This window comes from Streptomyces atroolivaceus (genome assembly GCF_000717025.1).
In the GTDB taxonomy this organism is placed as follows: domain Bacteria; phylum Actinomycetota; class Actinomycetes; order Streptomycetales; family Streptomycetaceae; genus Streptomyces; species Streptomyces atroolivaceus.
Genome location: NZ_JNXG01000007.1, coordinates 238,421 through 262,163, shown reverse-complemented (window position 1 = coordinate 262,163; position 23,743 = coordinate 238,421). Strand labels below are relative to the sequence as shown.

General features: G+C 71.3%; 21 protein-coding genes. 13 read left to right on the top strand and 8 right to left on the bottom strand.

What is annotated here, in order from left to right:
• The first annotated feature begins 206 nt into the window (after nt 1-206).
• Entirely contained in the window at nt 207-497 is a 291-nt protein-coding gene (locus tag OO67_RS39320) for an MDR/zinc-dependent alcohol dehydrogenase-like family protein (protein ID WP_208861033.1), read from the top strand.
• 81 nt (nt 498-578) lie between these two features.
• Here OO67_RS39320 and OO67_RS17265 read toward each other — a convergent pair whose 3' ends face one another.
• The 3 genes from OO67_RS17265 to OO67_RS17255 all read right to left on the bottom strand — a co-directional run bounded on the left by OO67_RS17265 (nt 579) and on the right by OO67_RS17255 (nt 5,123).
• Nucleotides 579-1,886, bottom strand: coding sequence for an SGNH/GDSL hydrolase family protein (locus tag OO67_RS17265; protein ID WP_051709493.1), 1,308 nt, complete (start codon nt 1,884-1,886; stop codon nt 579-581).
• A 209-nt stretch (nt 1,887-2,095) separates the two neighbouring features.
• Nucleotides 2,096-3,301: a cytochrome P450 family protein gene (locus tag OO67_RS17260; protein ID WP_208861037.1), complete on the bottom strand. Its 1,206-nt coding sequence runs from the start codon at nt 3,299-3,301 to the stop codon at nt 2,096-2,098.
• A 334-nt stretch (nt 3,302-3,635) separates the two neighbouring features.
• Nucleotides 3,636-5,123 carry a SulP family inorganic anion transporter gene (locus OO67_RS17255; RefSeq protein ID WP_033301188.1) on the bottom strand — a complete coding sequence of 496 codons (1,488 nt, stop codon included), beginning with the start codon at nt 5,121-5,123 and terminating at the stop codon, nt 3,636-3,638.
• A gap of 404 nt (nt 5,124-5,527) precedes the next feature.
• On the opposite strand from OO67_RS17255, the gene OO67_RS17250 reads away from it, so the two are divergent.
• The 9 genes from OO67_RS17250 (at nt 5,528) to OO67_RS17210 (ending at nt 13,053) form a co-directional block, all read left to right on the top strand.
• Complete coding sequence (locus OO67_RS17250) at nt 5,528-5,941, top strand: MerR family transcriptional regulator (RefSeq protein WP_208861032.1); 414 nt, start codon at nt 5,528-5,530, stop codon at nt 5,939-5,941.
• Between the two features lie 237 nt (nt 5,942-6,178).
• A complete protein-coding gene (locus OO67_RS17245; protein WP_157841700.1) occupies nt 6,179-6,808 on the top strand; it encodes a hypothetical protein in 630 nt (209 codons plus the stop codon).
• A 151-nt stretch (nt 6,809-6,959) separates the two neighbouring features.
• Nucleotides 6,960-7,844 carry a HipA family kinase gene (locus OO67_RS17240; RefSeq protein WP_033301184.1) on the top strand — a complete coding sequence of 295 codons (885 nt, stop codon included), beginning with the start codon at nt 6,960-6,962 and terminating at the stop codon, nt 7,842-7,844.
• A complete protein-coding gene (locus OO67_RS17235) occupies nt 7,841-8,224 on the top strand; it encodes a DUF3037 domain-containing protein (protein ID WP_033301182.1) in 384 nt (127 codons plus the stop codon). The genes OO67_RS17240 and OO67_RS17235 overlap by 4 nt, the downstream gene beginning before the upstream one ends.
• A 203-nt stretch (nt 8,225-8,427) precedes the next feature.
• Nucleotides 8,428-9,189: a 3-oxoacyl-ACP reductase FabG gene (fabG, locus tag OO67_RS17230; protein ID WP_033301180.1), complete on the top strand. Its 762-nt coding sequence runs from the start codon at nt 8,428-8,430 to the stop codon at nt 9,187-9,189.
• 23 nt (nt 9,190-9,212) lie between these two features.
• Nucleotides 9,213-9,968, top strand: coding sequence for an SDR family oxidoreductase (locus tag OO67_RS17225; protein ID WP_033301178.1), 756 nt, complete (start codon nt 9,213-9,215; stop codon nt 9,966-9,968).
• A gap of 119 nt (nt 9,969-10,087) precedes the next feature.
• Nucleotides 10,088-11,668 carry an ABC transporter substrate-binding protein gene (locus tag OO67_RS17220; RefSeq protein ID WP_033301176.1) on the top strand — a complete coding sequence of 527 codons (1,581 nt, stop codon included), beginning with the start codon at nt 10,088-10,090 and terminating at the stop codon, nt 11,666-11,668.
• 89 nt (nt 11,669-11,757) lie between these two features.
• Nucleotides 11,758-12,477, top strand: a complete 720-nt coding sequence (locus OO67_RS17215; RefSeq protein ID WP_033301175.1) for a uracil-DNA glycosylase — start codon at nt 11,758-11,760, stop codon at nt 12,475-12,477.
• Between the two features lie 75 nt (nt 12,478-12,552).
• Complete coding sequence (locus OO67_RS17210; RefSeq protein ID WP_033301173.1) at nt 12,553-13,053, top strand: hypothetical protein; 501 nt, start codon at nt 12,553-12,555, stop codon at nt 13,051-13,053.
• A 37-nt stretch (nt 13,054-13,090) separates the two neighbouring features.
• Here OO67_RS17210 and OO67_RS17205 read toward each other — a convergent pair whose 3' ends face one another.
• Nucleotides 13,091-13,603 carry a DinB family protein gene (locus tag OO67_RS17205; protein WP_033301322.1) on the bottom strand — a complete coding sequence of 171 codons (513 nt, stop codon included), beginning with the start codon at nt 13,601-13,603 and terminating at the stop codon, nt 13,091-13,093.
• Between the two features lie 41 nt (nt 13,604-13,644).
• Nucleotides 13,645-14,280 (bottom strand): TetR/AcrR family transcriptional regulator, encoded by a 636-nt coding sequence (locus OO67_RS17200; RefSeq protein ID WP_033301172.1) that lies wholly within the window; start codon nt 14,278-14,280, stop codon nt 13,645-13,647.
• 83 nt (nt 14,281-14,363) lie between these two features.
• Here OO67_RS17200 and OO67_RS17195 point away from each other — a divergent pair, with 83 nt between their 5' ends.
• Entirely contained in the window at nt 14,364-15,575 is a 1,212-nt protein-coding gene (locus tag OO67_RS17195) for an FAD-dependent monooxygenase (RefSeq protein ID WP_033301170.1), read from the top strand.
• Between the two features lie 33 nt (nt 15,576-15,608).
• Complete coding sequence (locus OO67_RS17190; protein ID WP_033301169.1) at nt 15,609-16,514, top strand: Gfo/Idh/MocA family protein; 906 nt, start codon at nt 15,609-15,611, stop codon at nt 16,512-16,514.
• Here the strand turns inward: OO67_RS17190 and lnt are convergent.
• The 3 genes from lnt to OO67_RS17175 form a co-directional block, all read right to left on the bottom strand.
• Nucleotides 16,438-18,066, bottom strand: a complete 1,629-nt coding sequence (gene lnt / locus OO67_RS17185; protein WP_033301168.1) for an apolipoprotein N-acyltransferase — start codon at nt 18,064-18,066, stop codon at nt 16,438-16,440. The two genes, OO67_RS17190 and lnt, sit on opposite strands and share 77 nt — an antisense overlap.
• Nucleotides 18,067-18,116: 50 nt before the next feature.
• Entirely contained in the window at nt 18,117-18,440 is a 324-nt protein-coding gene (locus tag OO67_RS40635) for a hypothetical protein (RefSeq protein ID WP_341864644.1), read from the bottom strand.
• A 75-nt stretch (nt 18,441-18,515) separates the two neighbouring features.
• Nucleotides 18,516-19,379: a universal stress protein gene (locus tag OO67_RS17175; protein WP_033301163.1), complete on the bottom strand. Its 864-nt coding sequence runs from the start codon at nt 19,377-19,379 to the stop codon at nt 18,516-18,518.
• 218 nt (nt 19,380-19,597) lie between these two features.
• Here OO67_RS17175 and OO67_RS17170 point away from each other — a divergent pair, with 218 nt between their 5' ends.
• The gene (locus OO67_RS17170) at nt 19,598-23,743 is read left to right on the top strand and encodes a bifunctional nitrate reductase/sulfite reductase flavoprotein subunit alpha (protein ID WP_033301161.1); all 4,146 of its coding nucleotides are present in this window, start codon (nt 19,598-19,600) and stop codon (nt 23,741-23,743) included.

Below are 23,743 nucleotides of genomic sequence, written 5' to 3'. Positions count from 1 at the left end.
GGGCCGATCGGCTCCCTCGTGGTGGCCGCCGCACGGCACCGCGGAGCGGGCACGGTCATCGCCGCGGACCTGACCGCCCCCGCCCTCGCCGTCGCCCGCGCCATGGGAGCCGACGAGACCCGCGACCTGGCGCGTGGCGACGTCCTGCCGCAGGACGTGGAGGTGGTCTTCGAGGCGTCCGGAGCCCCCCGGCTGCCCTGGGCCCGGTGCTGCGGGCCACCGCGCGGGGCGGCACGCTCGTCCAGGTGGGCAACCTGCCCGGAGCGGCCGCGCCGGCCGTCCTCGGCGATCTGGTGACCCGCGAGATCACGTGGACCGGGTCGTACCGGTTCGTCGAGGAGATGGAGGACGCCCTGCTCGCCCTGCGGGAGGGCCTGGACCTGACCCCGCTGATCACCCACCGATTCCCGGTGGCACGCGCGGAGGAGGCCCTGGCGGTCGCCGCCGACCCGGCCGGCGGCAGCGGCAAGGTCATGCTGCGGCTGTCCGACGGGTGAGGCACGCCCGTCCCCGCGACTGGGGGCCCTTCCCCGCGTGCGTCGTCGCCCACGCGCGCACCTGACCGCGGGAACCCGCGGTCAGGTGCGGGGCGAGTCGTCCCGCCCGGGGCGGGCGAGCAGCATGCCGAGGTCGACGGCGTCGGCCATCGCCCGGGTGCCCGCGTCGTTGGGGTGCAGTCCGTCCCCGCTGTCGTAGGCGGGGTCCATCGTGAGGGGGTCACCGGCCGACGCCGTGGCCGCCGCGAAGTCGACCACCCCGTCGAACGCGCCGGAGTGCCTGATCCAGTCGTTGACCGTGGTCCAGGTGGCCTGGCGTTCCGGGGTCCACACGAACGATCCGCGGAAGGGCAGCAGCGTGCCGCCGTAGACCGGAACGCCCCTGGCGTGCACCTTCTCGATGAACGTCCGGTACCCGGCGATGATGTCCTCGGCGGAGGCGCTGAATCCGATGTCGTTGATGCCCTCCTGCAGGATGACGGCCCTCACTCCGCTCTGCCCGAGTGCGTCGCGTTCCACCCGGGAGACGCCCGACGGGCCGTAGTACGGCTCTCCGTCCCGCTCGGCGATGAGGCGGTTGCCGCCCAGGCCCGCGTTGACCACCGACAGGGTCGGCCCCGACCGGTCCTGCAGCCTGCGGGCGAGGTGGTCGGGGTAGCGCTGATTCGCATTGCCGGTGGTGCTCGCGGTGTCGGTGATGGAGTCGCCGAACGTCACCACGGTGCCGGCCGTACGGGCGCTCCCACGCACGTCGACGCCGCTCACCAGCATCCAGCAGGGGGTGTCCGAGTACCGGGTGCCCGAGGTGGCGGCGGCCGCGTCCCCGGAGGCGAGATGGTTGCCCTGAGCGGTGAACGGATGGTTGGTCACCGGGCCCGTGGCGGCGTCCACGTGCACGCTGACCAGGAGGCTGGACAGAGCCCGCACGCGCATCGGCAGGGGGTCGCTGAAGAGGTCCTCGCCGGCCTGGACCGTGGTGCCCCTGCGGCCGTCGAAGGTCAGGGTGCGCACTGTGCCGGGTAGGGCCGCGGCCCCGGAACGCTGGAGCGCGACGGTGACGCGGTCCACGTCCAACGGCCGCGTACCGAAGGTGTTGGCGAGCCGGACCCGGACGCGGTCGCCGCCGGCACTGACGAAGAGCACGTTGCGGACCGTCTGGTTCTCGAGACCCTTTCCGGCCGGGCAGCTGTTGCCGGGGATCTCGCTGCCGGCCACCTGGCTCGCGCCCCAGGCGGCGACCCATGGGCCGCCGGATCCGTGGGCGGAGGCGTGCGGCACCTGAGTGACGGCCAGGGCGACGGCGCTCACGGCCGCGAGCCGCAGTCGCGCCGCGGGGGAGAGGCGTGAGGCGGGGGAGAGGCGTGAGGCGGCGGAGGGGCGTGAGCGCATCGGCGTACTCCTTCGTGTGGTGCGACGACGGCGGCGCCCTGCGCCGGCCCTTCTGGCAACGTTGTCAAACCGCGATCGGGGCTGCCATGACGATGAGACCGGACCCGGCAGGCGGGCACAAGTGGTGTTCGAGTCAGGCGGAGAACGGCCCGCGTTCGCCTCTGCCTCCGGGGGCCGGCAGAACAGGGCCGGTTGCCGAGGGCTCCGGCTCAGCCGCGCGGACGCACCGGCAGTGCCTGCACGCTGTTGCCCACGAAGGAGGCGTGGCGCGGCAGTTCGGCCTCAGGAACGGCGAGTTCGAGGTCGGGGAACCGTGCGAAGAGTCGCGAGAGCGCCACAGTGCTCTCCATCCGGGCCAGCGGGGCTCCCATGCAGTAGTGCGCGCCATGGCCGAGTGAGAGGTGCCGGGTCCCGCCGCCACGGGTGACGTCGAAGCGGTCGGCAGCGGGGCCGTGGGCCTTCTTGTCGCGGCCCGCCGCGGAGTAACCGGCGAGCACCGGCGTCCCCTTGGGGATCACGGTGCCGTCGAGCGTCAGATCGCGGGTCGGGTAGCGGAAGGGGAAGTAGCTGACCGGGCTGTCCCAGCGAAGGGTCTCCTCCACGACGTCCCCCCAGCTCGCGCCGCCCGAGCGGACCAGATCGAGCTGATCGCGGTGGGCGCACAGCGCGCGTACGGCGTTGGTGATCAGATTGAGCGTCGTCTCGTGTCCGGCGATGATCGTCAGCATCAGGGTGCCGATCAGTTCGTGGGGGCCGAGCCGGTCGCCGTTCGCCTCCCGGGCCGCGATCAGTGCGCTGATGAGGTCGTCCCCCGGATCGTCCGTCCGGGCGGCTGCGACGGTGCTGAGCACCTCCACCATCTCCCGGTTGGCCGCCACCGCCTCCGCGGGGCCTATGTCGGTGGCGACGATGCGGTTGGACAGGTGGTGCAGCCGGTCGTGGTGCTCGGCGTCGACACCCAGCAGTTCGCAGATGACGCCCATGGGGAGGGGCAGCGCGAAGTGCTCACGCAGGTCGGCGACACCGTCACCGGCGGTGGCGGCCCGGTCGAGACCGTCCAGGAGCGAGGTCGTCAACGCCTCGACACGCGGCCGTAGTTCCTCCACCCGACGCGCCGTGAACGCCTTGCTCACCAGGGAGCGCAACCGGCGGTGGTCGGCACCGTCGGCGGTGGTCATCCCCTGCACCGTCGCGAAGGTCTTCAACGGCCAGCCGTCGGCGATCGCACCCGACCGGAGCGCCGCGAAGTGCTTCGCGTCCTTGGCGACATCGGGGTGCGCGAGGAATTCCCTGAGAGCGTCGTGACCGAGTACCGCCATTCCCTCGACCTCGCCGGGCAGGACGACCGCTGTGACGGCGCCCCGGGACAACAGACGGGCGTTGGCCGCGTGCGGACAGCCGCCGGACGGGTCCATGCGGTGCGGGTGGCCGGATGTGGAGTTCGCCGGTGACGTGTTCAACAGGGCTCCAGACCGAGAAGAGGAGTGTGCCCGGCCTTGTTCGCTCGACGGCCGGATGCCGACAGGACGACACGAGGGGGATCCTGCCAGTGACGTGCTCCGCCCGGGGCCCCCTCGGCCATGTGGATCATGGCAGGAGAAGCCCGGGGGGCTGTCGTCCGCGGGTCCGGCCCGGGAGAGTTGCCGTCCTGGGCCAGGCGGCGGGCGAACCGGGCGCCGGGCACACCGAGGTGACGGGAGGCGGACCGGTCGTCCGGGCGAACGGTTCACCGCCGTTCGCCCGGTGAGGTCAGTGGCTGGTGAGTTCGCCGGTGAGCTTGCCGTGGAGGTCGGCGCTGGGGTCGTTCAGGCCGATGATCTCGACGGTCTTGCCGCGCTGTCCGTACTTGGTCTCGACGGCGTCGAGGGCGGCCACGGAGGAGGCGTCCCAGATATGAGCGGCGGACAGGTCGATGACGATCCGGTCGGGGTCGTCGTTGTAGTTGAACCGGCCGACGAGGTCGTTGGAGGAGGCGAAGAACAGCTCGCCGGTCACGGTGTACACGATGGTCGTGCCGTCGGGGCCGGTGACTGCGGTGACGCCGGCGAGACGGGCGACGCGCTTGGCGAAGACGACCATGGCGGTGACGGATCCGACGACGACACCGATGGCGAGGTTGCCGGTGGCGACCACCACGACCACGGTGATGACCATGACGGTGATCTCACCTGCGGGCATCCGCTTCAGTGTCTTCGGCGCGATGGAGTGCCAGTCGAACGTCGCGAACGACACCATCACCATCACCGCGACCAGGGCGGCCATCGGGATGTCGGAGACGACCGGGCCGAAGACGATGCAGAGGACCATCAGGAACGAGCCCGCCAGGAACGTCGACAGGCGGGTGCGGGCGCCGGAGACCTTCACGTTGATCATGGTCTGGCCGATCATCGCGCAGCCGCCCATGCCGCCGAAGAAGCCGGTGACGATGTTGGCGATGCCCTGGCCGACGGACTCGCGGGTCTTGGAGGAACGGGTGTCGGTGATGTCGTCGACGAGCTTGGCCGTCATCAGGGACTCCATCAGCCCGACCAGCGCCATGGCCAGTGCGTACGGGGCGATCGTCGTCAGGGTGTCCGTCGTGAACGGCACGTCCGGCAGACCCGGCACCGGCAGCGACGAGGGCAGCTCGCCCTTGTCACCCACGGTGGGTACGGCGATGCCGGCTGCGAGCGTGATGACGGTGAGCACGACGATGGAGACCAGAGGGGCCGGGACCACCTTCGTGACCTTCGGGAAGAAGATCATCAATGCGAGGCCGCCGATGATCAGCGGATACACCGCCCACGGCACGTCGTGCATCTCCGGAACCTGAGCCATGAAGATCAGGATGGCGAGGGCGTTGACGAAGCCGACCATCACCGAGCGCGGGACGAATCGCATCAGCTTCGCCACCCCGAGTGCGCCAAGGGCGACCTGGATGACCCCGGCCAGGATCACGGCGGCGACCAGGTGGCCCAGGCCGTGCTCGCGGTTCAGGGGGGCGATGACGAGCGCGACCGCACCGGTGGCCGCCGAGATCATCGCGCGGCGTCCGCCGACGACGGACATGGTGACGGCCATCGTGAACGAGGCGAAGAGGCCGATCGCCGGGTCGACCCCGGCGATGATCGAGAAGGAGATCGCCTCCGGGATCAGCGCGAGGGCCACGACCAGGCCGGCCAGTACCTCTGTGCGCCAGACCTTCGGGTCGGTGAACCAGTCGGGCTTCAGGCCGCGAAGACGCGCGGCGGGAGTCATGACGGGAGAAGACAAGGGGATGGGTACCTGTCGTGCTCGGGCACACCCGTCGGCGGGCCGGGGCGTGAGGAAGGGGGCGGAGGGCCGGGCCGGCATCCCGCGGAAGGTCCGGACCGGCCTGAGGCCGATGGCGAGGAGGAGCCGGGGCGTGGTGCGGGCGTGCAGCTCACACCGGGGAGCGAGGAGTCACGGCAGGCAGCTGACGGTCATCCGCGACATGCGCTCGCTCACGCTCACTCCTGCGGAAATCGGATCCCGGCCGGGGGCGTCGTCGGCCCCGGAACCGTGGCAGCGGGCAGCCGGGCCGCCCTCGGCGGGATCAACTCTACCCTAACGTTAGAGTAGGGATGGGCGGGCTGTGCGGGACGCGGCCCACCGCGACGAGAAGGGTCGGGGCCACGGGCGTGGACGACAAGCACATGCAGATCGGCGAGGTCGCCGCGCGGACCGAACTGTCCCTGCGCACCATCCGCCACTACGAGGAGACCGGTCTCGTCACACCCTCCGCCCGATCGCGGGGCGGTTTCCGGCTGTACGCCGAAACCGACGTGCAGCGGCTCATGACCATCCGGCGCATGAAGCCTCTAGGGTTCACCCTCGACCAGATGCGCGACCTCCTGGACGCCACGGACCGCCTCGACCGTGAGCCCGGCCTCGGGGTGGACGCGCGCGAGGCCCTGCTGGAGCGCGTGCGCGAGTACGAACAGGCCGCCGGCGAGCAGGTCGACAGACTTCGGACCCAGCTGGCGCGCGCCGAGGACTTCGCCGCCACGCTGCGCGCCCGCCGGGAGCGGACCCTTCCTGCTGCGCCGCCCTGACGCCCGTCCCGGCCTGACCGGCGGTCCTCGGGTGGTGGCGCGAGACCCTGATCGCCGCATGCCCCCCGAGGTCAGGGAGCGTGGCGTTTCGTGCGGGGCGTCCTGGGCAGGGGGCCATGGCGCGGATGCGGTGGGAATCAACTGTACGAAACTGTTTCGTTTCGGTATTGTGGGTCCCATGGTGCTGACCTGCCTGTAATGACTGAGCGGGCGGACACCGTTGGAGAAAGGAAGAATTTGCCAGTCGATCTGCCCTCCCGGGTGACCGTGCGTCCAGCCACACTCGTGGACGTGCCGGCCGTGGTGCGCCTGTTCGCCCCGCAGGCGGCCTCCTTCCGGACGTCCGGCAAGGACGACGGGTCCGCAGACGTCGACTGGGAGCTGGCGCAGCGCGCCATGCGGCTGATGCTGGCGCACTATGCGCTGGAGGACGGCCATGTCCGGACGGCCGAGCGGGAGGACGGCACGCTCCTCGCGGCCGCCATCTGGCTGCCGCCCGAAGCCGGGGCTGAAGCTGCCGACGAGCGGTTCGGCGGCCTCCTGGAACGCGAACTCGACGTTTCCCTGTCGGAGCCCTCGGGACTCGCGACGGTGCTGAAGGCGGCTTGCCCCGATGAGCCGCACTGGAAGGTGGTCACCGTGTGTGCGCCGGAGGACATCGAGCTCTGGGACCACGCCTTGGCCGCCGAGTTGCTCGCCCCAGGGCTGCGCGCCGCTGACGAGGAGCGGGCCCCGGCGGTCGCGATCACACTCTCCGTCGACCTGATGGCACCGCTGTGGCCACTCGGCTTCGGCCGGCCGTACGAGGTGCAGTCGGCGCCGGGGGCCAGCGTCTGGCTGACGGCGCGCGGCCCCGCGGCTCCGTGAGCGGTCGCGTGAAGTGCCGGAACCGCCGGCTCGGGCGTGAGGGCGTCCACCACGCCGTACCGGGTGTCACCCCGACCGCACGGCCGGGCAGCGCAGAGGCTGTGCCAGGTTCCGTGGATCTTCAGGGAGTCGGGCCGTATAGCCTGGGGAAATGCTGACAGAAGTCACCGCGACCCGCTATGTCACGCCCCTGCGGGAGGGCGGATCACTGCCCGGGATCGTCGAGGCCGACGACCTGGGCACGTACGTCATGAAGTTCACCGGAGCGGGGCAGGGCCGCAAGACCCTGGTCGCGGAGGTCGTCTGCGGCGAGCTCGGCCGGAGGCTGGGGTTGCGGGTGCCGGAGCTGGTGACCATCCAGCTCGATCCCGTCATCGGTCTCGCCGAGCCGGACCAGGAGGTGCAGGAGCTCCTCAAGGCCAGCGCCGGGCTGAACCTCGGGATGGACTATCTGCCGGGCTCGCTCGGATTCGACCCGCTCGCCTACGAGGTCGGCGCGGCGGAGGCCGGAAGGGTCGTCTGGTTCGACGCGCTGATCAACAACGTGGACCGGTCGTGGCGGAACCCCAACATGCTTGTCTGGCACGGTGAGCCGTGGCTGATCGATCACGGGGCCACCATGATCTGGCACCACAACTGGCCGGGCGCACAGACCTCGGCTGCGAAGCCGTACAACGCCTCCGACCATGTCCTCGCGCCGTTCGGGCCGGACATCGCCGCCGCGGCCGCCGAGCTCGCCCCGCTCGTCACGGAGGAGCTGCTCACCGAGGTGACGGCGCTGGTGCCGGACGAATGGCTGGCCGGCGAACCGGGCTTCGAGACCACGGATCAGCTGCGCCGGGCGTACGTGGAGCCGCTCCTGGCCCGCGCACGGAGCATCCACGAGCGCATCGTGCTGGAAGCGCCCACGAAGCCCCGCCCCTCCCAGGCCCCCGGATGGCTCACCGAGCGACTGGCCCCCCGGCCGCATTCCGTCAAGAAGGAGCGCGACGCGCAGGCGGACGCAGCAGCGAACAGCAAGGACGGCGGCCGATGAGCGAGCGCGATGTCTTCGAGTACGCGGTCCTGCGCGTCGTTCCACGCGTGGAACGCGGGGAGTGCTTCAACGCGGGCGTGCTGGTCTACTGCCGCGCCAAGTCCTTCGTCGCCGCGCTGACACACCTGGACGAGCGCAAGCTCCGGGCACTGGACCCGGAGGCCGACGTAGCCGGTGTCCGGGCCGCCCTTCGGGCGGTCGAGGGTGTCTGCGGCGGCGGCGAGGCGGCGGGCCAGGCTGCCGGTGACGATGCGGGGCGCCGCTTTCGCTGGCTGATCGCGCCACGATCCACGGTCGTCCAGCCCGGTGTCGTCCACAGCGGACTGACCACGGATCCGGCCGCCGAGGTCGAGCGGCTCCTCGACCTGCTGGTGCGCTGATTCCCGGGACCGGTGCCGTCGCCCCCGAGTAACAGGGCGGCGGCGCCGGCCGGTGTGACATGCGACCGGGCCCTCGTGGGCCGTTGACACCGGGTGCCAGGGCTTCTAGCGTCTCGTCTGCTGAAGGTACTAAGCGGTTGCTCAGTTATCGGGAACTTCCTGACGTCCGCTGAGCCGCGATCCAAGGGCGAGGAGAACCAAGCATGTCCACCACCGAGCAGCGCGTCGCCATCGTGACGGGAGCGGCACGGGGCATCGGCGCCGCCACCGCCGTACGCCTCGCGGCCGAGGGCCGCGCCGTCGCCGTACTCGACCTCGACGAGGCGGCGTGCAAGGACACGGTCGAGAAGATCACCGCCGCCGGGGGCAAGGCCCTCGCCGTCGGCTGCGATGTGTCGGACAGCGCGCAGGTGGAAGCCGCCGTCGCGCGTGTGGCCGCCGAGCTCGGCGCCCCGACGATCCTCGTCAACAACGCGGGGGTGCTCCGCGACAACCTGCTCTTCAAGATGAGCGAGTCCGACTGGGACCTCGTGATGAACGTCCACCTCAAGGGCGCGTTCCTGATGGCCAAGGCCGTCCAGTCCCACATGGTGGAGGCCAAGTTCGGCCGCATCGTCTCGCTCTCGTCCTCCTCGGCGCTGGGCAACCGTGGCCAGGCCAACTACTCCGCCGTCAAGGCCGGCCTCCAGGGCTTCACCAAGACGCTCGCGAAGGAGCTCGGCAAGTTCGGCGTGACCGCCAACGCCGTTGCCCCCGGCTTCATCGTCACCGAGATGACCGCCCAGACGGCCGCGCGGGTCGGTATGGGATTCGAGGAGTTCCAGGCCGCCGCCGCGACGCAGATCCCCGTACAGCGCGTGGGGCACCCCGAGGACATCGCCAACGCCATCGCCTTCTTCACCGGTGAGGACGCGGGCTTCGTGTCCGGCCAGGTCATGTACGTCGCCGGCGGACCGCTCAACTGACCCCCGGAAGGGCAACGGACAACATGACTGTGCAGGACAGTGGCAAGGTCGCGCTCATCACCGGCGCGAGCAGGGGCATCGGCTACGGCATCGCCGAGGCGCTCGTCGCCCGTGGCGACCGGGTCGTCATCACGGGCCGGGGTGAGGACGCCCTGAAGGAGGCCGTGGAGAAGCTCGGTGCCGACCGGGCGGTCGGCATCGCGGGCAAGGCGCACGACGAGGCGCACCAGGCCGCGGCCGTCGAGCGTGCGATGGAGGCCTTCGGCCGGGTCGACTACCTCGTCAACAACGCCGGTACGAACCCCGTCTTCGGGCCGATGGCCGAGCTCGACCTCAATGTCGCCCGCAAGGTCTACGAGACCAATGTGATCTCGGCGCTCGGGTTCGCCCAGCAGACCTGGAAGGCCTGGCAGAGGGAGAACGGCGGGGCGATCGTCAACATCGCCTCGGTCGCGGGCGTGTCCGCGTCACCGTTCATCGGTGCCTACGGCATGAGCAAGGCCGCCATGGTCAACCTGACCCTCCAGCTGGCGCACGAGTTCGCACCGGTCGTACGGGTCAACGCCATCGCCCCCGCCGTGGTGAAGACCAAGTTCGCCGAGGCGCTCTACGAGGGCCGTGAGGCCGAGGCCGCGGCCGCCTACCCGCTGGGCCGGCTCGGTGTCCCGCAGGACATCGGCGGTGCGGCGGCGTTCCTCACCTCCGAACAGTCCGACTGGGTCACGGGGCAGACCCTCGTGGTCGACGGCGGTATTTTCCTGAACGCGGGCGTGGCCTGAGAGAGGCCTGCGCCAGTTTGGCCCTGATTGCCTCAAGTGCCTCGCCGGGCCATCGGATTGTTCCGGCGGGGCGCTGCGGTATGGTCTGCCGACCCCAAGGCCGATCGAGGAGCGTGCACGTGTTCTACCGGGCCAGTCTGCAGGCTGCTGCAACCCTTGCTTCCCTTTCTCTGCTTGCCGGCTGCGGTCTGCTGTCGGACAGCAGCTCGGAGACGAACCAGCAGATATCGGTCGGAACGACGAGCTCGCCCTCGACCCTTGATCCGGCGGCGGCGTGGGACGGCTCCTGGGAGCTGATGAGGAACGTCTTCCAGACCCTGGTGAGCTTCCCGACCGGCAGTACCAGCCCGGAGCCCGACGCGGCGAAGGAATGCCGGTTCACGGACGCCACGAGCATGGCGTACAGGTGCACCCTGCGGTCGGGCCTGAAGTTCTCCAACGGGGAGAAGGTCGACGCCGAGGCCGTGAAGTACTCCATCGACCGGATCGCGAAGATCAAGGTCAAGGGCGGCCCGGCCGGTCTCCTCGGGTCCCTCGACCGGGTGGAGACGAAGGGGGACGACACGGTCGTCTTCCACCTCAGCAAGGCGGACGCGACCTTCCCGTTCATCCTGGCCACCCCGGCGATGTCGCTCGTCGCTCCTGGTGACTACCCGGCTGACAGCGTGCGCGAGGACGGCAAGGTCACCGGTTCGGGGCCGTACGTCCTGGATTCGTACGAGCCGGGCAAGAAGGCCGAGCTGACCAGGAACTCCGGCTACAAGGGCTTCGCCGACCGGAAGAACGACGCGGTCACGATCCGTTACTTCGATGACTCCGCCCCCATGGTGGAGGCGCTGAAGAAGAAGGAGATCGACGCCACCTACCGCGGCCTGACCGCCGAGGAGGTCATCGGTCTCGAGGACGACAAGAAGGAGGACAACGGGCTGCAGATCGTCGAGTCGGTCGGTGCGGACATCCGCTTCCTCGTCTTCAACCCCAAGGACCCGGCCGCGGGAAAGCTCGCCGTCCGGCAGGCGATCGCCCAGGTCGTGGACCGTGACGCCCTCGTCGCCAAGGTGTACCAGGGCACCGCCGAACCGCTCTACTCCATGGTCCCGAAGGGCATCGCCGGACACGCCACCAGTTTCTTCGACTCCTTCGGTGACCCGGACGTGGCCAAGGCCAGGGAGACCCTCTCCGAGGCGGGGATCACCGAGCCGGTCGAGATGACCTTCTGGTACACCACGGACCGGTACGGCTCCTCCACCGCTCCCGAGTTCGCCGAGCTGAAGCGCCAGCTCGAGGCGTCGGGGCTGTTCAGGATCACGTTGAAGAGCGCGCCGTGGAAGTCCTTCCAGGAGGGCTTCAACAAGGGCGACTACCCGGTCTTCGGGCGTGGCTGGTTCCCCGACTTCCCGGACCCGGACAACTTCATCGCTCCCTTCGTGGGCCAGGACAGCGTCACCGGTACCCCGTACCTGTCCAGCGAGATCACGCAGGAGTTGCTGCCCTCCTCCCGTAGGGAGAGCGACCGCGGGGCCGTCTCCGACCAGTTCAAGCGGGCCCAGGAGATCCTCGTCAAGGATGTGCGGCTGCTGCCCCTGTGGCAGGGCAAGCTCTACGTCGCTGCGGGTGAGGACATCGGCGGCGGCGAGCGCGCGCTCGACCCGCAGACGGTCATGCAGATGTGGGAGCTGTACCGCAAGACCAGCTGGTAGGAGGGGGCAGCGGGCTCGGCGGGACCGTTGTCAGTGGTCCCCGGTAGGTTCTGTGGTCAAGAACCGACTGCTTACCGGAGGTTGTGCACGTGACCGACACCGACCTGCTGCCCGAGTCCTGGCGCGGCGTCCTCGGCGAAGAGCTGCAGAAGCCCTACTTCGAGGAGCTCACGGAATTCGTCGAGGAGGAGCGGGCCAGGGGGCCGGTGTACCCGCCGCGCGAGCAGGTCTTCGCCGCGCTGGAGGCCACGCCGTACGACCGGGTGAAGGTGCTCATCCTCGGCCAGGACCCCTATCACGGGGAGGGCCAGGGGCACGGCCTGTGCTTCTCGGTCAGGCCGGGCGTCAGGACGCCGCCCTCGCTGCGCAACATCTACAAGGAGATGAACGACGAGCTCGGCCTGCCGGTCTCGGACAACGGATATCTGATGCCCTGGGCCGAGCAGGGCGTCCTGCTGCTGAACGCGGTGCTCACGGTCCGTGGCGGCGAGGCCAACTCGCACAAGGGCAAGGGCTGGGAGAAGGTCACCGACGCGGTGATCCGCGCGGTGGCCGAGCGGCCCGACCCGGCCGTCTTCGTCCTCTGGGGAAACTACGCCCAGAAGAAGATTCCGCTGATCGACCAGGACCGCCACGTGGTGGTCAAGGGCGCGCACCCCTCGCCGCTCTCCGCCAAGAAGTGGTTCGGTTCCCGTCCCTTCACGCAGATCAACGAGGCCGTCGCCGCGCAGGGGCACCAGCCCATCGACTGGCGGATCCCGGACCTGGGCCTCCAGGTGACCCGGCAGACGGCCGGAGCCCGCGCCTGAGCGGGATTGTCCGTGGCTGCGGCTAGCGTCTGAGCGACCGCAACAGGCCGGATGCTGATCAGGGAGACCTCTGCAGTGGAGCAGCGTGAAGTGCCGGGGGACGCCGTCATGACCCGGATCGGCCAGGCGATCATGCTGCTCCACGCCGGTGACAGGGAAGAGGCCCGCAACCGCTTCGGGGTCATCTGGTCGGAGATCGGTGAGCGCGGGGAGGCTTTGCACCGCTGCACCCTCGCCCACTACATGGCCGACACGCAGGATGATCCGGGCGACGAGCTGGCCTGGGACCTCAGGGCCCTGACGGCTGCCGAGGGCCTGACCGGCGCGATGGTCACGGACACGACCGCCCGGCACCGGGACACCGACGCCGTGCGGGCCCTCGTTCCCTCGCTCCACCTCAACCTGGCGGAGGACTACATGAAGCTGCAGCGCTTCGAGGCCGCCCGGCTCCACCTCGACCGTGCCTGGAACGCCGTCGGGGTGCTGGAGGACGACGGATACGGCGGAGGGGTCCGTGCCGCCCTCGGGCGCATGGAGCAGCGCATGCGGGGGAGCGCGCCCGGCGAGGGAGCGTGAAGCGGGCCGGTTGCCGGCACGGCGCCGCCCCCGCCCTTCACTCGCCGGTCGCGCCGTCGATCCGCTCCCGTACGAGATCGGCGTGGCCGTTGTGGCGGGCGTACTCCTCGATCATGTGTGTGTAGATCCAGCGGAGGCTGAAGGGCTTGCCCTGCTTGCCCACGCCGACGGACAGGCCGTCGAGCCCGACCTTCGCGGCGTTGGCCCGTGCCGCCTCGATCTCCGCCAGCCAGGTGGTCCTCGCCTCGTCCCAGGTGTCCGCGTCGGTGAGGTGGAACTCCCCGTCCGGGTCCTCGTCCGTTCCGTAGATCGGCGGCAGGTCCTCGCCGGCCAGTACCTCGCGGAACCATCCGCGTTCGTTCTCGGCCAGGTGACGTACGAGACCGAGCAGGGTGAATTCCGACGGAGGGACGGAAGCCTCCCTGAGCTGGGCGTCGGTGAGGCCCGCGCACTTCATGGCCAGGGTCTCGCGGTGGTAGTCCAGCCACCCCTCCAGCATCTGCCGTTCGGCTGCGTCGATCGCGGGGCGGGACCGTTCCTGTGTCGTCATGAGGGTCATATTCGTCCAGCAATGATCAGCAAGACCACTGCTTATCCGGCTCCCGTGCCGAGCATCCCCCGCAGCAGCTCGGTGCAGCTCCTGCGCAGCTCGTCCTCGGTCGGCACGGCCCGGTGGTAGGACCCCACGGCGCACGCGAACATCATTCCCTCCGCCCACGCCACGACCGAGAGTGCCTGGCGCTCCGGCTCGGCCGATCCGGCCGCTGTCATCAGGGCCACCAGCGGATCGCGGAACCGCGCGCCCGCGTCGTCGTAGAACGCCCGCAGGCCGGGGCGCCGGGTCGCCTCCAGAGCCAGCTCGTAGCGGCAGACCAGGAGCTGCGTGCTGCCGACCAGATAGCGGTGCAGCGCGTGGGCCAGCCCTGCGGCGACCCCGGCCGGATCGCTGCCGGCGAGCAGGTCCCCGGGGACGAGCACCCGCGCCTCCAGCTCGGCGAGCCGGCGCACGGAGGCCTCCAGGAGGGCCTGCCGGGTGCGGGCGTGGTTGGACGTCGACCCCTGGGGGAGCCCGGCCCGCTCGTCCACCGCCCGGTGGGTGAGGCCTCTCGTCCCGCGCTCGGCGAGAAGGGCGAGCGCGGTGTCGGCGATCAGTTCGGCGCGGGAGGGGCCGGAGGACCGGGAGCCGCCGGGAGCGGCGGTGTGTGCGGGCGTGGAGCGTGTGGGCATGGGGCCAATCTATCGCTGGCACTACATCTGTAGTAACGTGGAGCCCGGTTACTACAGGTGTAGTCCCGAAGAGGGGTTGAGTCATGGCGACATCCCGAGCAGTGGTCATCGGCAGCGGAATCGGCGGACTCACCGCCGCGGCGGCGCTGTACCGGAGCGGCTGGCAGGTCACCGTGCTGGAACGCTCCGCCTCACTGGAACCCGTCGGCGCGGGAATCAGTCTCGCCCCCAACTCCCAGCGGGCCCTCGACGTCATCGGGCTCGGCGACGAGGTCAGAGCCCTCGCCGCCTGGCAGGGCGACGGAGGGATGCGTACACCGTCCGGGCGCTGGCTCGCCCGTACGGACAGCGCCGCCGCGGCCGAGCGGTTCGGGGGGCCGCTCGTCCTGCTGCACAGGGCCGCGCTGATCGACCTGCTGCGCGCCCGGCTGCCCGCATCCACCGTGTACACCGGCACGGAGGCGCGGCTCGTCGCGCCGGGCCGCGCAGACGGGCGCCGGGCGGTGGTCAGGACATCCACCGGGGACATCGAGGCCGATCTGGTGATCGGCGCCGACGGCATCGGCTCGCAGGTGCGCACCACGCTCTTCCCGCGTCATCCCGGCCCCGCCTACAGCGGCTTCACCACCTGGCGCGTCATCTCTCCCGGACTCGGCCGCACCTTCAGCTCGCACGAGACCTGGGGCCGGGGCGCACTGTGGGGCAGCCACCCGCTGAAGGACGGCGGGATCTACGCCTACGCCGCGGCGGCGGTCCCCGCGGGAGCCCGTGCCGCCGACGACGAGAAGGCGGAGCTGCTGCGCAGGTACGGCGACTGGCACGACCCGGTCCCCGGCATCATCGCCTCCGTCGAGCCGGACCAGGTGCTGCGCCACGACGTGTACCACCTGGCTGATCCGCTGCCGTCCTTCCACCGGGGACGCGCCGTGCTCGTCGGCGACTCCGCGCACGCCATGGTGCCCTTCCTCGGCCAGGGAGGTAACCAGGCCATCGAGGACGCCGTCGTACTCGCCCACCACGTCGCACCGGACGGTGACCTCGGAGCGGGACTCGCCGCCTACACAGCGGCGAGGCATCCCCGCACGACCGCCATGGTCCGCAAGGCGGCGCAGGTGTCCCGGATGACCGGACTGTCGGCGGCGCCGGCCGTCGCCCTCCGGAACGGACTGATGTCCGCCGTCTCCCGTCTCGGTCCGGGGCTCGTCCTGCGGACCTTCCACGGCATCTGCGACTGGCAGCCGCCGCAGCGCGCGTATGCTGCCGGGACCAGGGAGGGGCAGACGACGCGACCGTGACAAGGCCCTGGTCAAGGCGACAGGGAGAACCTCGTGAAGGTCGGCTGCATCGGGCTCGGCGACATCGCGCAGAAGGCGTACCTGCCGGTACTGACGACCCTTCCCGGTGTCGAACCGCATCTGCAGACCCGCACCCCGGCCACGCTGGCGGCCGTCGCGCGGGCCCACCGGATTCCCGCGGCGCAGTGTCACGAGGATCTCGGATCGCTTCTGGCCCAGGGGCTGGACGCCGCCTTCGTGCACGCGCCGACCGCCGCTCACGCGGAGATCGTGGGACGGCTGCTCGAAGCGGGTGTCCCCACGTACGTCGACAAGCCGCTGGCCTACGAACTCGCCGAGTCCGAGCGGCTCGTGGCCCTCGCCGAGGAGCGTGGCGTCACCCTCGCGGTCGGGTTCAACCGCAGGTTCGCCCCGTCGTACGCGCAGTGTGCCGAGCACCCGCGCGAGCTGATCCTGATGCAGAAGAACCGGGTGGGACTGCCCGAGGACCCGCGCACCATGGTGCTCGACGACTTCATCCACGTCGTCGACACCCTGCGTTTCCTGGTCCCGGGCCCGGTGTCGGACGTCGTCGTGCGGGCGCGGGTGACCGACGGGCTCATGCAGCACGTGGTGCTCCAGCTGTCCGGCGACGGCTTCACGGCCATCGGCACGATGAACCGGCTCAACGGATCGACCGAGGAGATCCTCGAGGTCTCGGGTCAGGACACCAAGCGGCAGGTCCTCAACCTCGCGGACGTCGTCGACCACAAGGGCCAGCCGACCCTGCGGCGGCGCGGCGACTGGGTGCCCGTCGCCCGCCAGCGCGGCATCGAGCAGAGTGTGCTGGCCTTCCTGGACGCGGTCCGGGCCGGGCGGGTCCTCAGTGCTCAGGACGCTCTCGAGACTCACCGGCTGTGCGAGCGGGTCGTCCGGGACGCGTCGGAGCAGGTGTTCTGAAGGACCGCAGGCCCGCCGCGCCGAAGAAGACGGCCAGTACCGCCACAGCGCCGTACACCGGCCAGGCGCCCAGCCGGACGTAGAGAGTGGTGCCTCCGGCGAGCGGCACGTCGTACACGGCTGCCTCGGTCGCGTCCGTGCCGAGAGGCGTTCCCACCCGTTCACCGCCGGGGCCGTACACCGCGCTCACGCCCGTGAGCGTGGCGTGCACCATCGGGCGGCCCGTCTCGGCCGCCCGCAGAGCCCCGAGCGAGGCGTGCTGCGCGGGGGCCCAGCTGTGCTGGAACGTCGAGGTGGACGACTGGGCGACCAGCAGCTGGGCTCCGTCCCTCGTCAGCTGCCGGCTCATGTCGGGGAACGCCGACTCGAAGCACACCAGCGGGCCCACCCGCAGTCCGTCCGGCAGGTCCATCACCACGGGGCCGTTGCCGCGCAGCCGGTCCTCGCCCGCGGCCTTTCCGACCGAGGTCGCCCAGCCGAGCAGCGCGCGGGCCGGGACGTACTCACCGAACGGGACCAGGCGCATCTTGTCGTAGCGGTCCCCGGTGGGGCCCTCGGGGCCCACCAGCACCGCGGACTTGTAGATCCCGGCGCGGTCGGGCCCGTCCGTGCGACGGGCGTCCATGTTGACCAGCACATCGGCCCCGACCAGACGCGACAGAGCGGCGACGCGTCCCGCCGTCTCCGGGTCGCGGGACAGATCGACGCCCACACTGCTCTCGCCCCACACCACCAGGTCCACGTCCCGCCCGGCCAGGCCACGGGTCAGTGCCTCACTGCGCGCGAAGCGGCGGTCGACACTGCCGGGGCCGTCGACCACACCCGGCTGCACGACGCCGATCCGCACCGAGCCGGTCTCCTCGGGCCGCGGCGCCCACACGGCCGTCGCACCCACGCCCACGGCTCCCGCGACCAGGCACGCGCCCGCCGCCCTGCGGCCCGCCGGCACGGCGAGCAGCAGAGTCACCACGGTGTTCACGGCCACCACACCCAGGCTCACCAGCCACACGCCGCCGACGGAGGCGGTGCGCAGCGCGAGCGGGACGTCCCACTGGCTGGCGCCCAGCAGCCCCCAGGGACCGCCCAGCCCCTCCCAGGAGCGGACCAGCTCGATCATCAGCCACCCGGAGGGCACCACCGCCACGGCGGCGACGGAGCGCCGGACGGACGGCGAGCCCCCGAGAAGCCGGTCAACGAGCAGGCCCCAGGGAGCCCACAGGATCCCCAGCAGAGCGGCGAGCACCACGATGAACACGTGAAGGCTCGGCATCAGCCAGTGGTGCACGGCGAGCATGAAGCCCGTACCGCCGAGCCAGCCGTCGACCGCCGCGCGGCGCCCCGTCCCCGCCGAGCGGATCAGCAGCAGCCAGGGCACCAGCGCGACGTAGGCGAAGTACGAGAGCGAGGGCGCGGGGAACGCCAGGGCGGGCAGCGCGCCCGCGCACAGCGCCGCAGCTCCTCGCCCGGTACGGGAACCGAGCAGCCGCTCGTACGGCCGTGCGCCGCCCGTATCCGCCCGCCCGGCCGGAAGCCGCCCGCCCCGCATCGGCATGCATCTCCCTCTCGCCGGTCCTGCTCCTGATCCCAGTGTGGTGCAGAAGATCAGCAGCGCACAGAGGACGTGCCGCCGCCACCGGGGGCACGCGCCTCCACCGGGCGCGGATCAGCCGGCGGCACGGGGCGAGCACCGCCGTTCCCGGTGAGCCGTGACGCTCCGGATACGCCGGCCCGGGTCCGGACGCCGCAGCTCGAAGACGTACGCCCCTCCGGACCGCCCGCGCCGTGGTGGCCGGCGCGCCCGTCCGTCGTGAACAGGGCGACGTGGTCGTCCCGGGCGCCGTCGCCCGACGCAACGGCGTAGTCGGTGATCAGCGCATCGGCGGGGAGCCGGTCCGTCACCGTCGCGAGAGCGACGCGCTGTGTCATCGCCCCGGCATCGGTCAGCGGGATCGCCACGCCAGGGGCCGCGCACGGCCCCTGGCGTGGCGGAGGGGGCCGGTGTCAACTGGGGATGACGGCCACCGGACCGAGAGCGTGCGTCACCGTCGTCTGCGCCACGGGGGAGAGGCCGAGCCCGAGGGACTCGCCGCCCTTGCGCCGCCCGACGACGGTCAGCGCGGCCGTGGCCGATGCCGTGACCAGAGTGCGCGACGCCGAGCCCCGGACCGGTTCGCGCACGACGTCCACCTGCGGGTACTTCTCGCGTCGGCCCGCGGTGAGTTCGGCGAGGGAACGGTCCGCGGCGGCAGCCGCCGCCGCGCTGTCGAAGACGGGGCCGCCGGAGAGCATCGATGAGAACATCGTCCACCCGTGCACGAGCCGCAGCCGTGCGCCAGGCCTGGAGACGGCGGCTTCGAAGGCGAAGTCGAGGACCGCACCGCTGCTCTCGTCGGCGGCGACCCCCGCGACGACGTCCGGGAAGGCATCCGTCGGCTCGGCCTCGCTCTCGTCCGTCCGGCCGGTGTGCACGACCACGACCGGGCACCGGGCCATCGAGGCGGTGGCCAGGCTGTTGGATCCGATCATCAGCGAGCGGAACCCGCCGAGACCACGGGACCCGACGACCACCATCGAGGCGTCACGGCTGAGCGAGGTCAGCGCCGCCGAAGGGAAGTCCAGCGGGGCCAGCGTCGAGGTCGGCAGCCCGGGGGCGGTTCCCGACGTCCGCAGCACGGCTTGGGCAAGCAGCTCCTCGGCCTCCACCCGCCCTTTCTCCTCCTCCGTACGCCGGGTGAGGGGACGGACGTGGACGATCAGCAGCGGGAGACGGCTGCGCACCGCTTCGTCGGCGGCCCAGTCGAGCGCCTCCCAGCTGTGGGCGGAACCGTCCACAGCGGCGATCACGGGAAGGTCGTCGGCGGTCATGCGGGCCTCCAAGGGGGTGGGACAGCTCCCGGGCCGGGGCGTAACGGCCCTGGGTCGTGATTATGTCCCGAGGGCGCAGCGGAGGCCCCGGCAGGCCTCACCGGCGTACTCGGCCGACTGTGCAGCGGACGTAACCACGCTTGATCGTCCTGCGTGACACCCGGGAAACGGGCGTTCCATACGGTGGTGATGTCAGCGTTCCCCATGAGAGGCCGTCCATGACCGTGCCGAATCCGCAGCCGGACACCCCCGCCCAGGTGCGGACGGTCTGCTCGTACTGCGGTGTCGGCTGCGGGATGGTCCTCGACATCGGCAGGGGCCCCGACGGGCGGCGTACCGTCCTGAAGGCCACGGGCGACAAGGCGCACCCCACGAACGGCGGGCGGCTCTGCACCAAGGGGGCGACGAGCGCCGAGATGCTGGCCGCGCCCGGCCGGCTGACGACGGCCCTGGTGCGGGCCGACCGCAGCGAGGAGCCGTCGCCGTCGCCCATGGACGCCGCGGTCAGGGAGACGGCGCGCCGGCTGCGCGCGATCGTCGACGAGCACGGGCCCGACGCGCTCGCCCTCTACGTCTCCGGGCAGATGACGCTGGAGGCGCAGTACCTCGCCAACAAGCTGGCCAAGGGCTTCGTCCGCACGAGCTGGATCGAGTCCAACTCCCGTCTGTGCATGGCCAGCGCGGGCAGTGGCTACAAGCTCTCGCTCGGCGCCGACGGCCCACCCGGCTCGTACGAGGACTTCGAGCACGCCGACACGTTCTTCGTCATCGGTTCGAACATGGCGGACTGCCACCCCGTTCTCTTCCTCCGCCTCATGGAGCGGGTGAAGGCCGGCGCGAAGCTGATCGTCGTCGATCCCCGGCGCAACGCCACCGCCGACAAGGCCGATCTGTTCCTGCGGATACGCCCGGGCACCGACCTGGCGCTGCTCAACGGCCTGATGCACCTCCTCGTCGAGAACGGCCACACCGACCCGGAGTTCATCGCCGAGCACACCGAGGGATGGGAGGCGATGCCCGGCTTCCTGCGGGACTACCCGCCCGCCGCGGTCGCGGAGATCACCGGCATCCCGGAGGCGGACATCCGTCTGGCCGCCCGCTGGATCGGCGAGGCGGGCGAGTGGATGAGCTGCTGGACCATGGGCCTCAACCAGAGCACCCACGGCACGTGGAACACCAACGCGCTGATCAATCTCCATCTGGCCACCGGAGCCATCTGCCGCCCCGGCAGCGGCCCCTTCTCACTCACCGGCCAGCCGAACGCCATGGGCGGCCGGGAGATGGGCTACATGGGCCCGGGCCTGCCCGGCCAGCGCGTCCTGCAGTCCGACGACGACCGCGCCGACGCCGAGGAGCTGTGGGGCCTCGCAGCCGGGACCCTGCGCACGGACGCGGCGGGCATCGGGACCGTCGACATGTTCCGGCGCATGTCGGAGGGCGACATCAAGGCCTGCTGGATCATCTGCACCAACCCGGTGGCATCCGTGGCCAACCGCCGCACCGTCATCGAGGGGCTCGAAGCCGCGGAGTTCGTCGTCACCCAGGACGTCTTCGCGGACACCGAGACCAACGCCTACGCCGACGTCGCCCTGCCCGCAGCACTGTGGGGCGAGGCCGAGGGCGTCATGATCAACTCGGAGCGGAACCTCACGCTCGCCGCACACGCCGCCGATCCGCCGGGGGAGGCCTGGCCGGACTGGCGGATCATCGCGCGGATCGCCTGCGAGATGGGGTACGAAGAGGCCTTCGGCTACAGCAGCGCGGAGGAGATCTTCGAGGAGATCAAGCGGGCCCACAACCCGAGGACCGGATACGACCTGCGGGGAGTCACCTACGAGCGACTGCGCCGGACCCCCGTCCAGTGGCCCAGCGCCGCTCCGGACGGCCCCGCCCGCAACCCCGTCCGCTACCTGAACGACGGCGTCAGCCAGACCCTGGCCGTACGTCCCGACGGGAGCGTGCCCCGGCTTGCCTTCCCCACGGTGAGCGGCCGGGCGGTCTTCCACGCCCGCCCGCACATGCCCGCGGCCGAGATGCCCGACGACGACTTCCCCTTCGTGCTCAACACGGGCCGCCTGCAGCACCAGTGGCACACCCTGACGAAGACCGGGAAGATCGCCAAGCTCAACAGGCTGAACCCCGGGCCCTTCGTCGAGATCAACCCGCGGGACGCGGCGGCCCTCGCCATCGGCGAGGGCGATCCGGTGGAGGTCGCCTCCCGGCGCGGCCGGGCCGTGCTGCCGGCCGTCGTGACCGACCGGGTGCGGCCCGGGGACTGCTTCGCGCCGTTCCACTGGAACGATCTCTTCGGCGAGTACCTCAGCGTCAACGCGGTCACCAACGACGCCGTCGACCCGGTGTCCCTCCAGCCCGAGTTCAAGGTCTGCGCCGTGACCCTGGCGAAGGTCGCCGCCGTCGTCCCGGCCTCGCCGGAGCCTGCCGACGTCATCGCCCCGGCCCTCCTGGACGCCCCGGCCGCCGCACTCGCCGGGATGTTCGGGATCACGCCCACAGCCCCGCCCGTGCTGGCCGAACACGAGCGGCGTTACCTGTCCGGATTCCTCGCGGGACTCGGTACGCGGCCCGCGGGCACCCCGGTACTGCCGGTGCACGCGCCGTTCGAACCCGGCCACGCCCTGTGGGTCAACGGGGTACTGGCCGGCATGTTCTCCCGCTCGCCCGCCGATGCGTCCCGCGGCCCGGAGCCCGCGGCGACGGGACGGGCACCGGACACCGAATCCGGCCGGCAGGTCGTGGTCCTGTGGGCGTCGCAGACCGGCAACGCCGAGGAGGTCGCCGCGGCCGCGGCCCAGCGGCTGACCGCCGAAGGGCGGACGGCGACCCTCCTCGGGATGGATGACAGCCCTCTGACGAGCCTCCCGCGCACCGCCGATCTGCTGGTCGTCACCAGCACGTTCGGTGACGGCGACGCGCCGGACAACGGCTCCGGGTTCTGGGAGTCGCTCAACGCACCCGACACGCCCCGGCTGGACGGTGTGCGCTATGCCGTGCTCGCCCTCGGGGACTCCTCGTACGACGACTTCTGCGGGCACGGCAGACGCCTCGACGAACGCTTCGGTGAGCTGGGCGCCGTGCGGCTCGTCCCCCGTACGGACTGCGAACCGGACTACGAGGAGCCGGCCGGGCGGTGGCTGGAGGAGGTGTTCGCCGCACTGGGCGCCCCGTCCGGCCCCGCCACCCCCGTCGCCCCGTCCGCCCTCGCCGCACCTCCGATCACGACCCGCTCCACCAGGACGGCGACCGGGCGCCTGGTCGGCAACAGGCTGCTGAGCCTTCCCGGTGCCACCAAGGAAGTGCGTCAGTTCACCTTCGACACGCGGGACAGCCCGGTACCGCTCACCTACGAGGCGGGTGACGCGTTGGGGGTGGAAGCACGCAACTGCCCGGATCTGGTGGCGGAGTGGCTGGCCGTCACCGGACTGGACGCGGCGGAGCCGGTCGACGTGTCAGGCGTCGGGCCCGTGCCACTGGGGGAGGCGCTCCACCGGCACCTGGACATCGCCCGGATCACTCCCGGACTACTGCGCCTGGTCGCCGGCCGCACCCACGACCGCACCCTCAAGAAGTTGCTGCGGCCGGACAACAAGGGCGAACTCGCGCAGTGGACGTGGGGCCGCCAGGCCGTCGACGTCATCGCCGGACACTCCGCCCGCGCCACCGCGGCCGAGTGGACCGGCGCCCTGGCACGCCTCCGGCCGAGGCTGTACTCCATATCGTCCAGCCCGCTCACCGACCCCGCCCTCGTGCGGCTCACCGTCTCCGTCGTCCGCTACGAGAACCGGCACGGCGCCGTCCGCAAGGGCGTGGCCTCCACCTTCCTCGCCGACGCGGAGGCGGGCAGCCCCGTCCCCGTCGTCGTCCAGCGCGCCCCGCACTTCCGCCCGCCGGCGGATCCGGCCACCCCCATGGTGATGGTCGGCCCCGGCACCGGAGTCGCCCCGTTCGTCGGCTTCCTCGACGAACGGCGCGCTCTCGGACACCGGGCCGCCAACTGGCTGTTCTTCGGCGAGCAGCGCAGGGCCACCGACTTCTACTACCGGGAAGAGCTCGACTCCCTGCACCGGGACGGCACCCTCACCCGGCTGGACACCGCCTTCTCGCGCGACCAGCGGGCCAAGATCTACGTCCAGGACCGGATGCGCGAGCACGGCGCCCAGCTGTGGTCGTGGCTCCAGGAGGGGGCCCACTTCTACGTCTGCGGCGACGCCTCCCGGATGGCGAAGGACGTGGACCGGGCGCTGCGGGACATCGCCGTGGCCCACGGAGGACTCCAGGAGGGCGCCGCAGCCGCGTACGTCAAGCAGCTCGCCGCCGACAAGCGGTACGTGCGCGACGTGTACTGA

Bases quoted from the DNA above. Each gene is read 5' to 3' on its own strand.
- OO67_RS17265 (WP_051709493.1), bottom strand. From the start codon at position 1,886: ATGCGCTCACGCCCCTCCGCCGCCTCACGCCTCTCCCCCGCCTCACGC.
- OO67_RS17260 (WP_208861037.1), bottom strand. From the start codon at position 3,301: ATGGACCCGTCCGGCGGCTGTCCGCACGCGGCCAACGCCCGTCTGTTG.
- OO67_RS17255 (WP_033301188.1), bottom strand. From the start codon at position 5,123: ATGACTCCCGCCGCGCGTCTTCGCGGCCTGAAGCCCGACTGGTTCACC.
- OO67_RS17240 (WP_033301184.1), top strand. From the start codon at position 6,960: ATGCTGACAGAAGTCACCGCGACCCGCTATGTCACGCCCCTGCGGGAG.
- OO67_RS17235 (WP_033301182.1), top strand. From the start codon at position 7,841: ATGAGCGAGCGCGATGTCTTCGAGTACGCGGTCCTGCGCGTCGTTCCA.
- fabG (WP_033301180.1), top strand. From the start codon at position 8,428: ATGTCCACCACCGAGCAGCGCGTCGCCATCGTGACGGGAGCGGCACGG.
- OO67_RS17225 (WP_033301178.1), top strand. From the start codon at position 9,213: ATGACTGTGCAGGACAGTGGCAAGGTCGCGCTCATCACCGGCGCGAGC.
- OO67_RS17205 (WP_033301322.1), bottom strand. From the start codon at position 13,603: ATGACGACACAGGAACGGTCCCGCCCCGCGATCGACGCAGCCGAACGG.
- OO67_RS17200 (WP_033301172.1), bottom strand. From the start codon at position 14,280: ATGCCCACACGCTCCACGCCCGCACACACCGCCGCTCCCGGCGGCTCC.
- OO67_RS17195 (WP_033301170.1), top strand. From the start codon at position 14,364: ATGGCGACATCCCGAGCAGTGGTCATCGGCAGCGGAATCGGCGGACTC.
- lnt (WP_033301168.1), bottom strand. From the start codon at position 18,066: ATGCCGATGCGGGGCGGGCGGCTTCCGGCCGGGCGGGCGGATACGGGC.
- OO67_RS40635 (WP_341864644.1), bottom strand. From the start codon at position 18,440: ATGACACAGCGCGTCGCTCTCGCGACGGTGACGGACCGGCTCCCCGCC.
- OO67_RS17175 (WP_033301163.1), bottom strand. From the start codon at position 19,379: ATGACCGCCGACGACCTTCCCGTGATCGCCGCTGTGGACGGTTCCGCC.
- OO67_RS17170 (WP_033301161.1), top strand. From the start codon at position 19,598: ATGACCGTGCCGAATCCGCAGCCGGACACCCCCGCCCAGGTGCGGACG.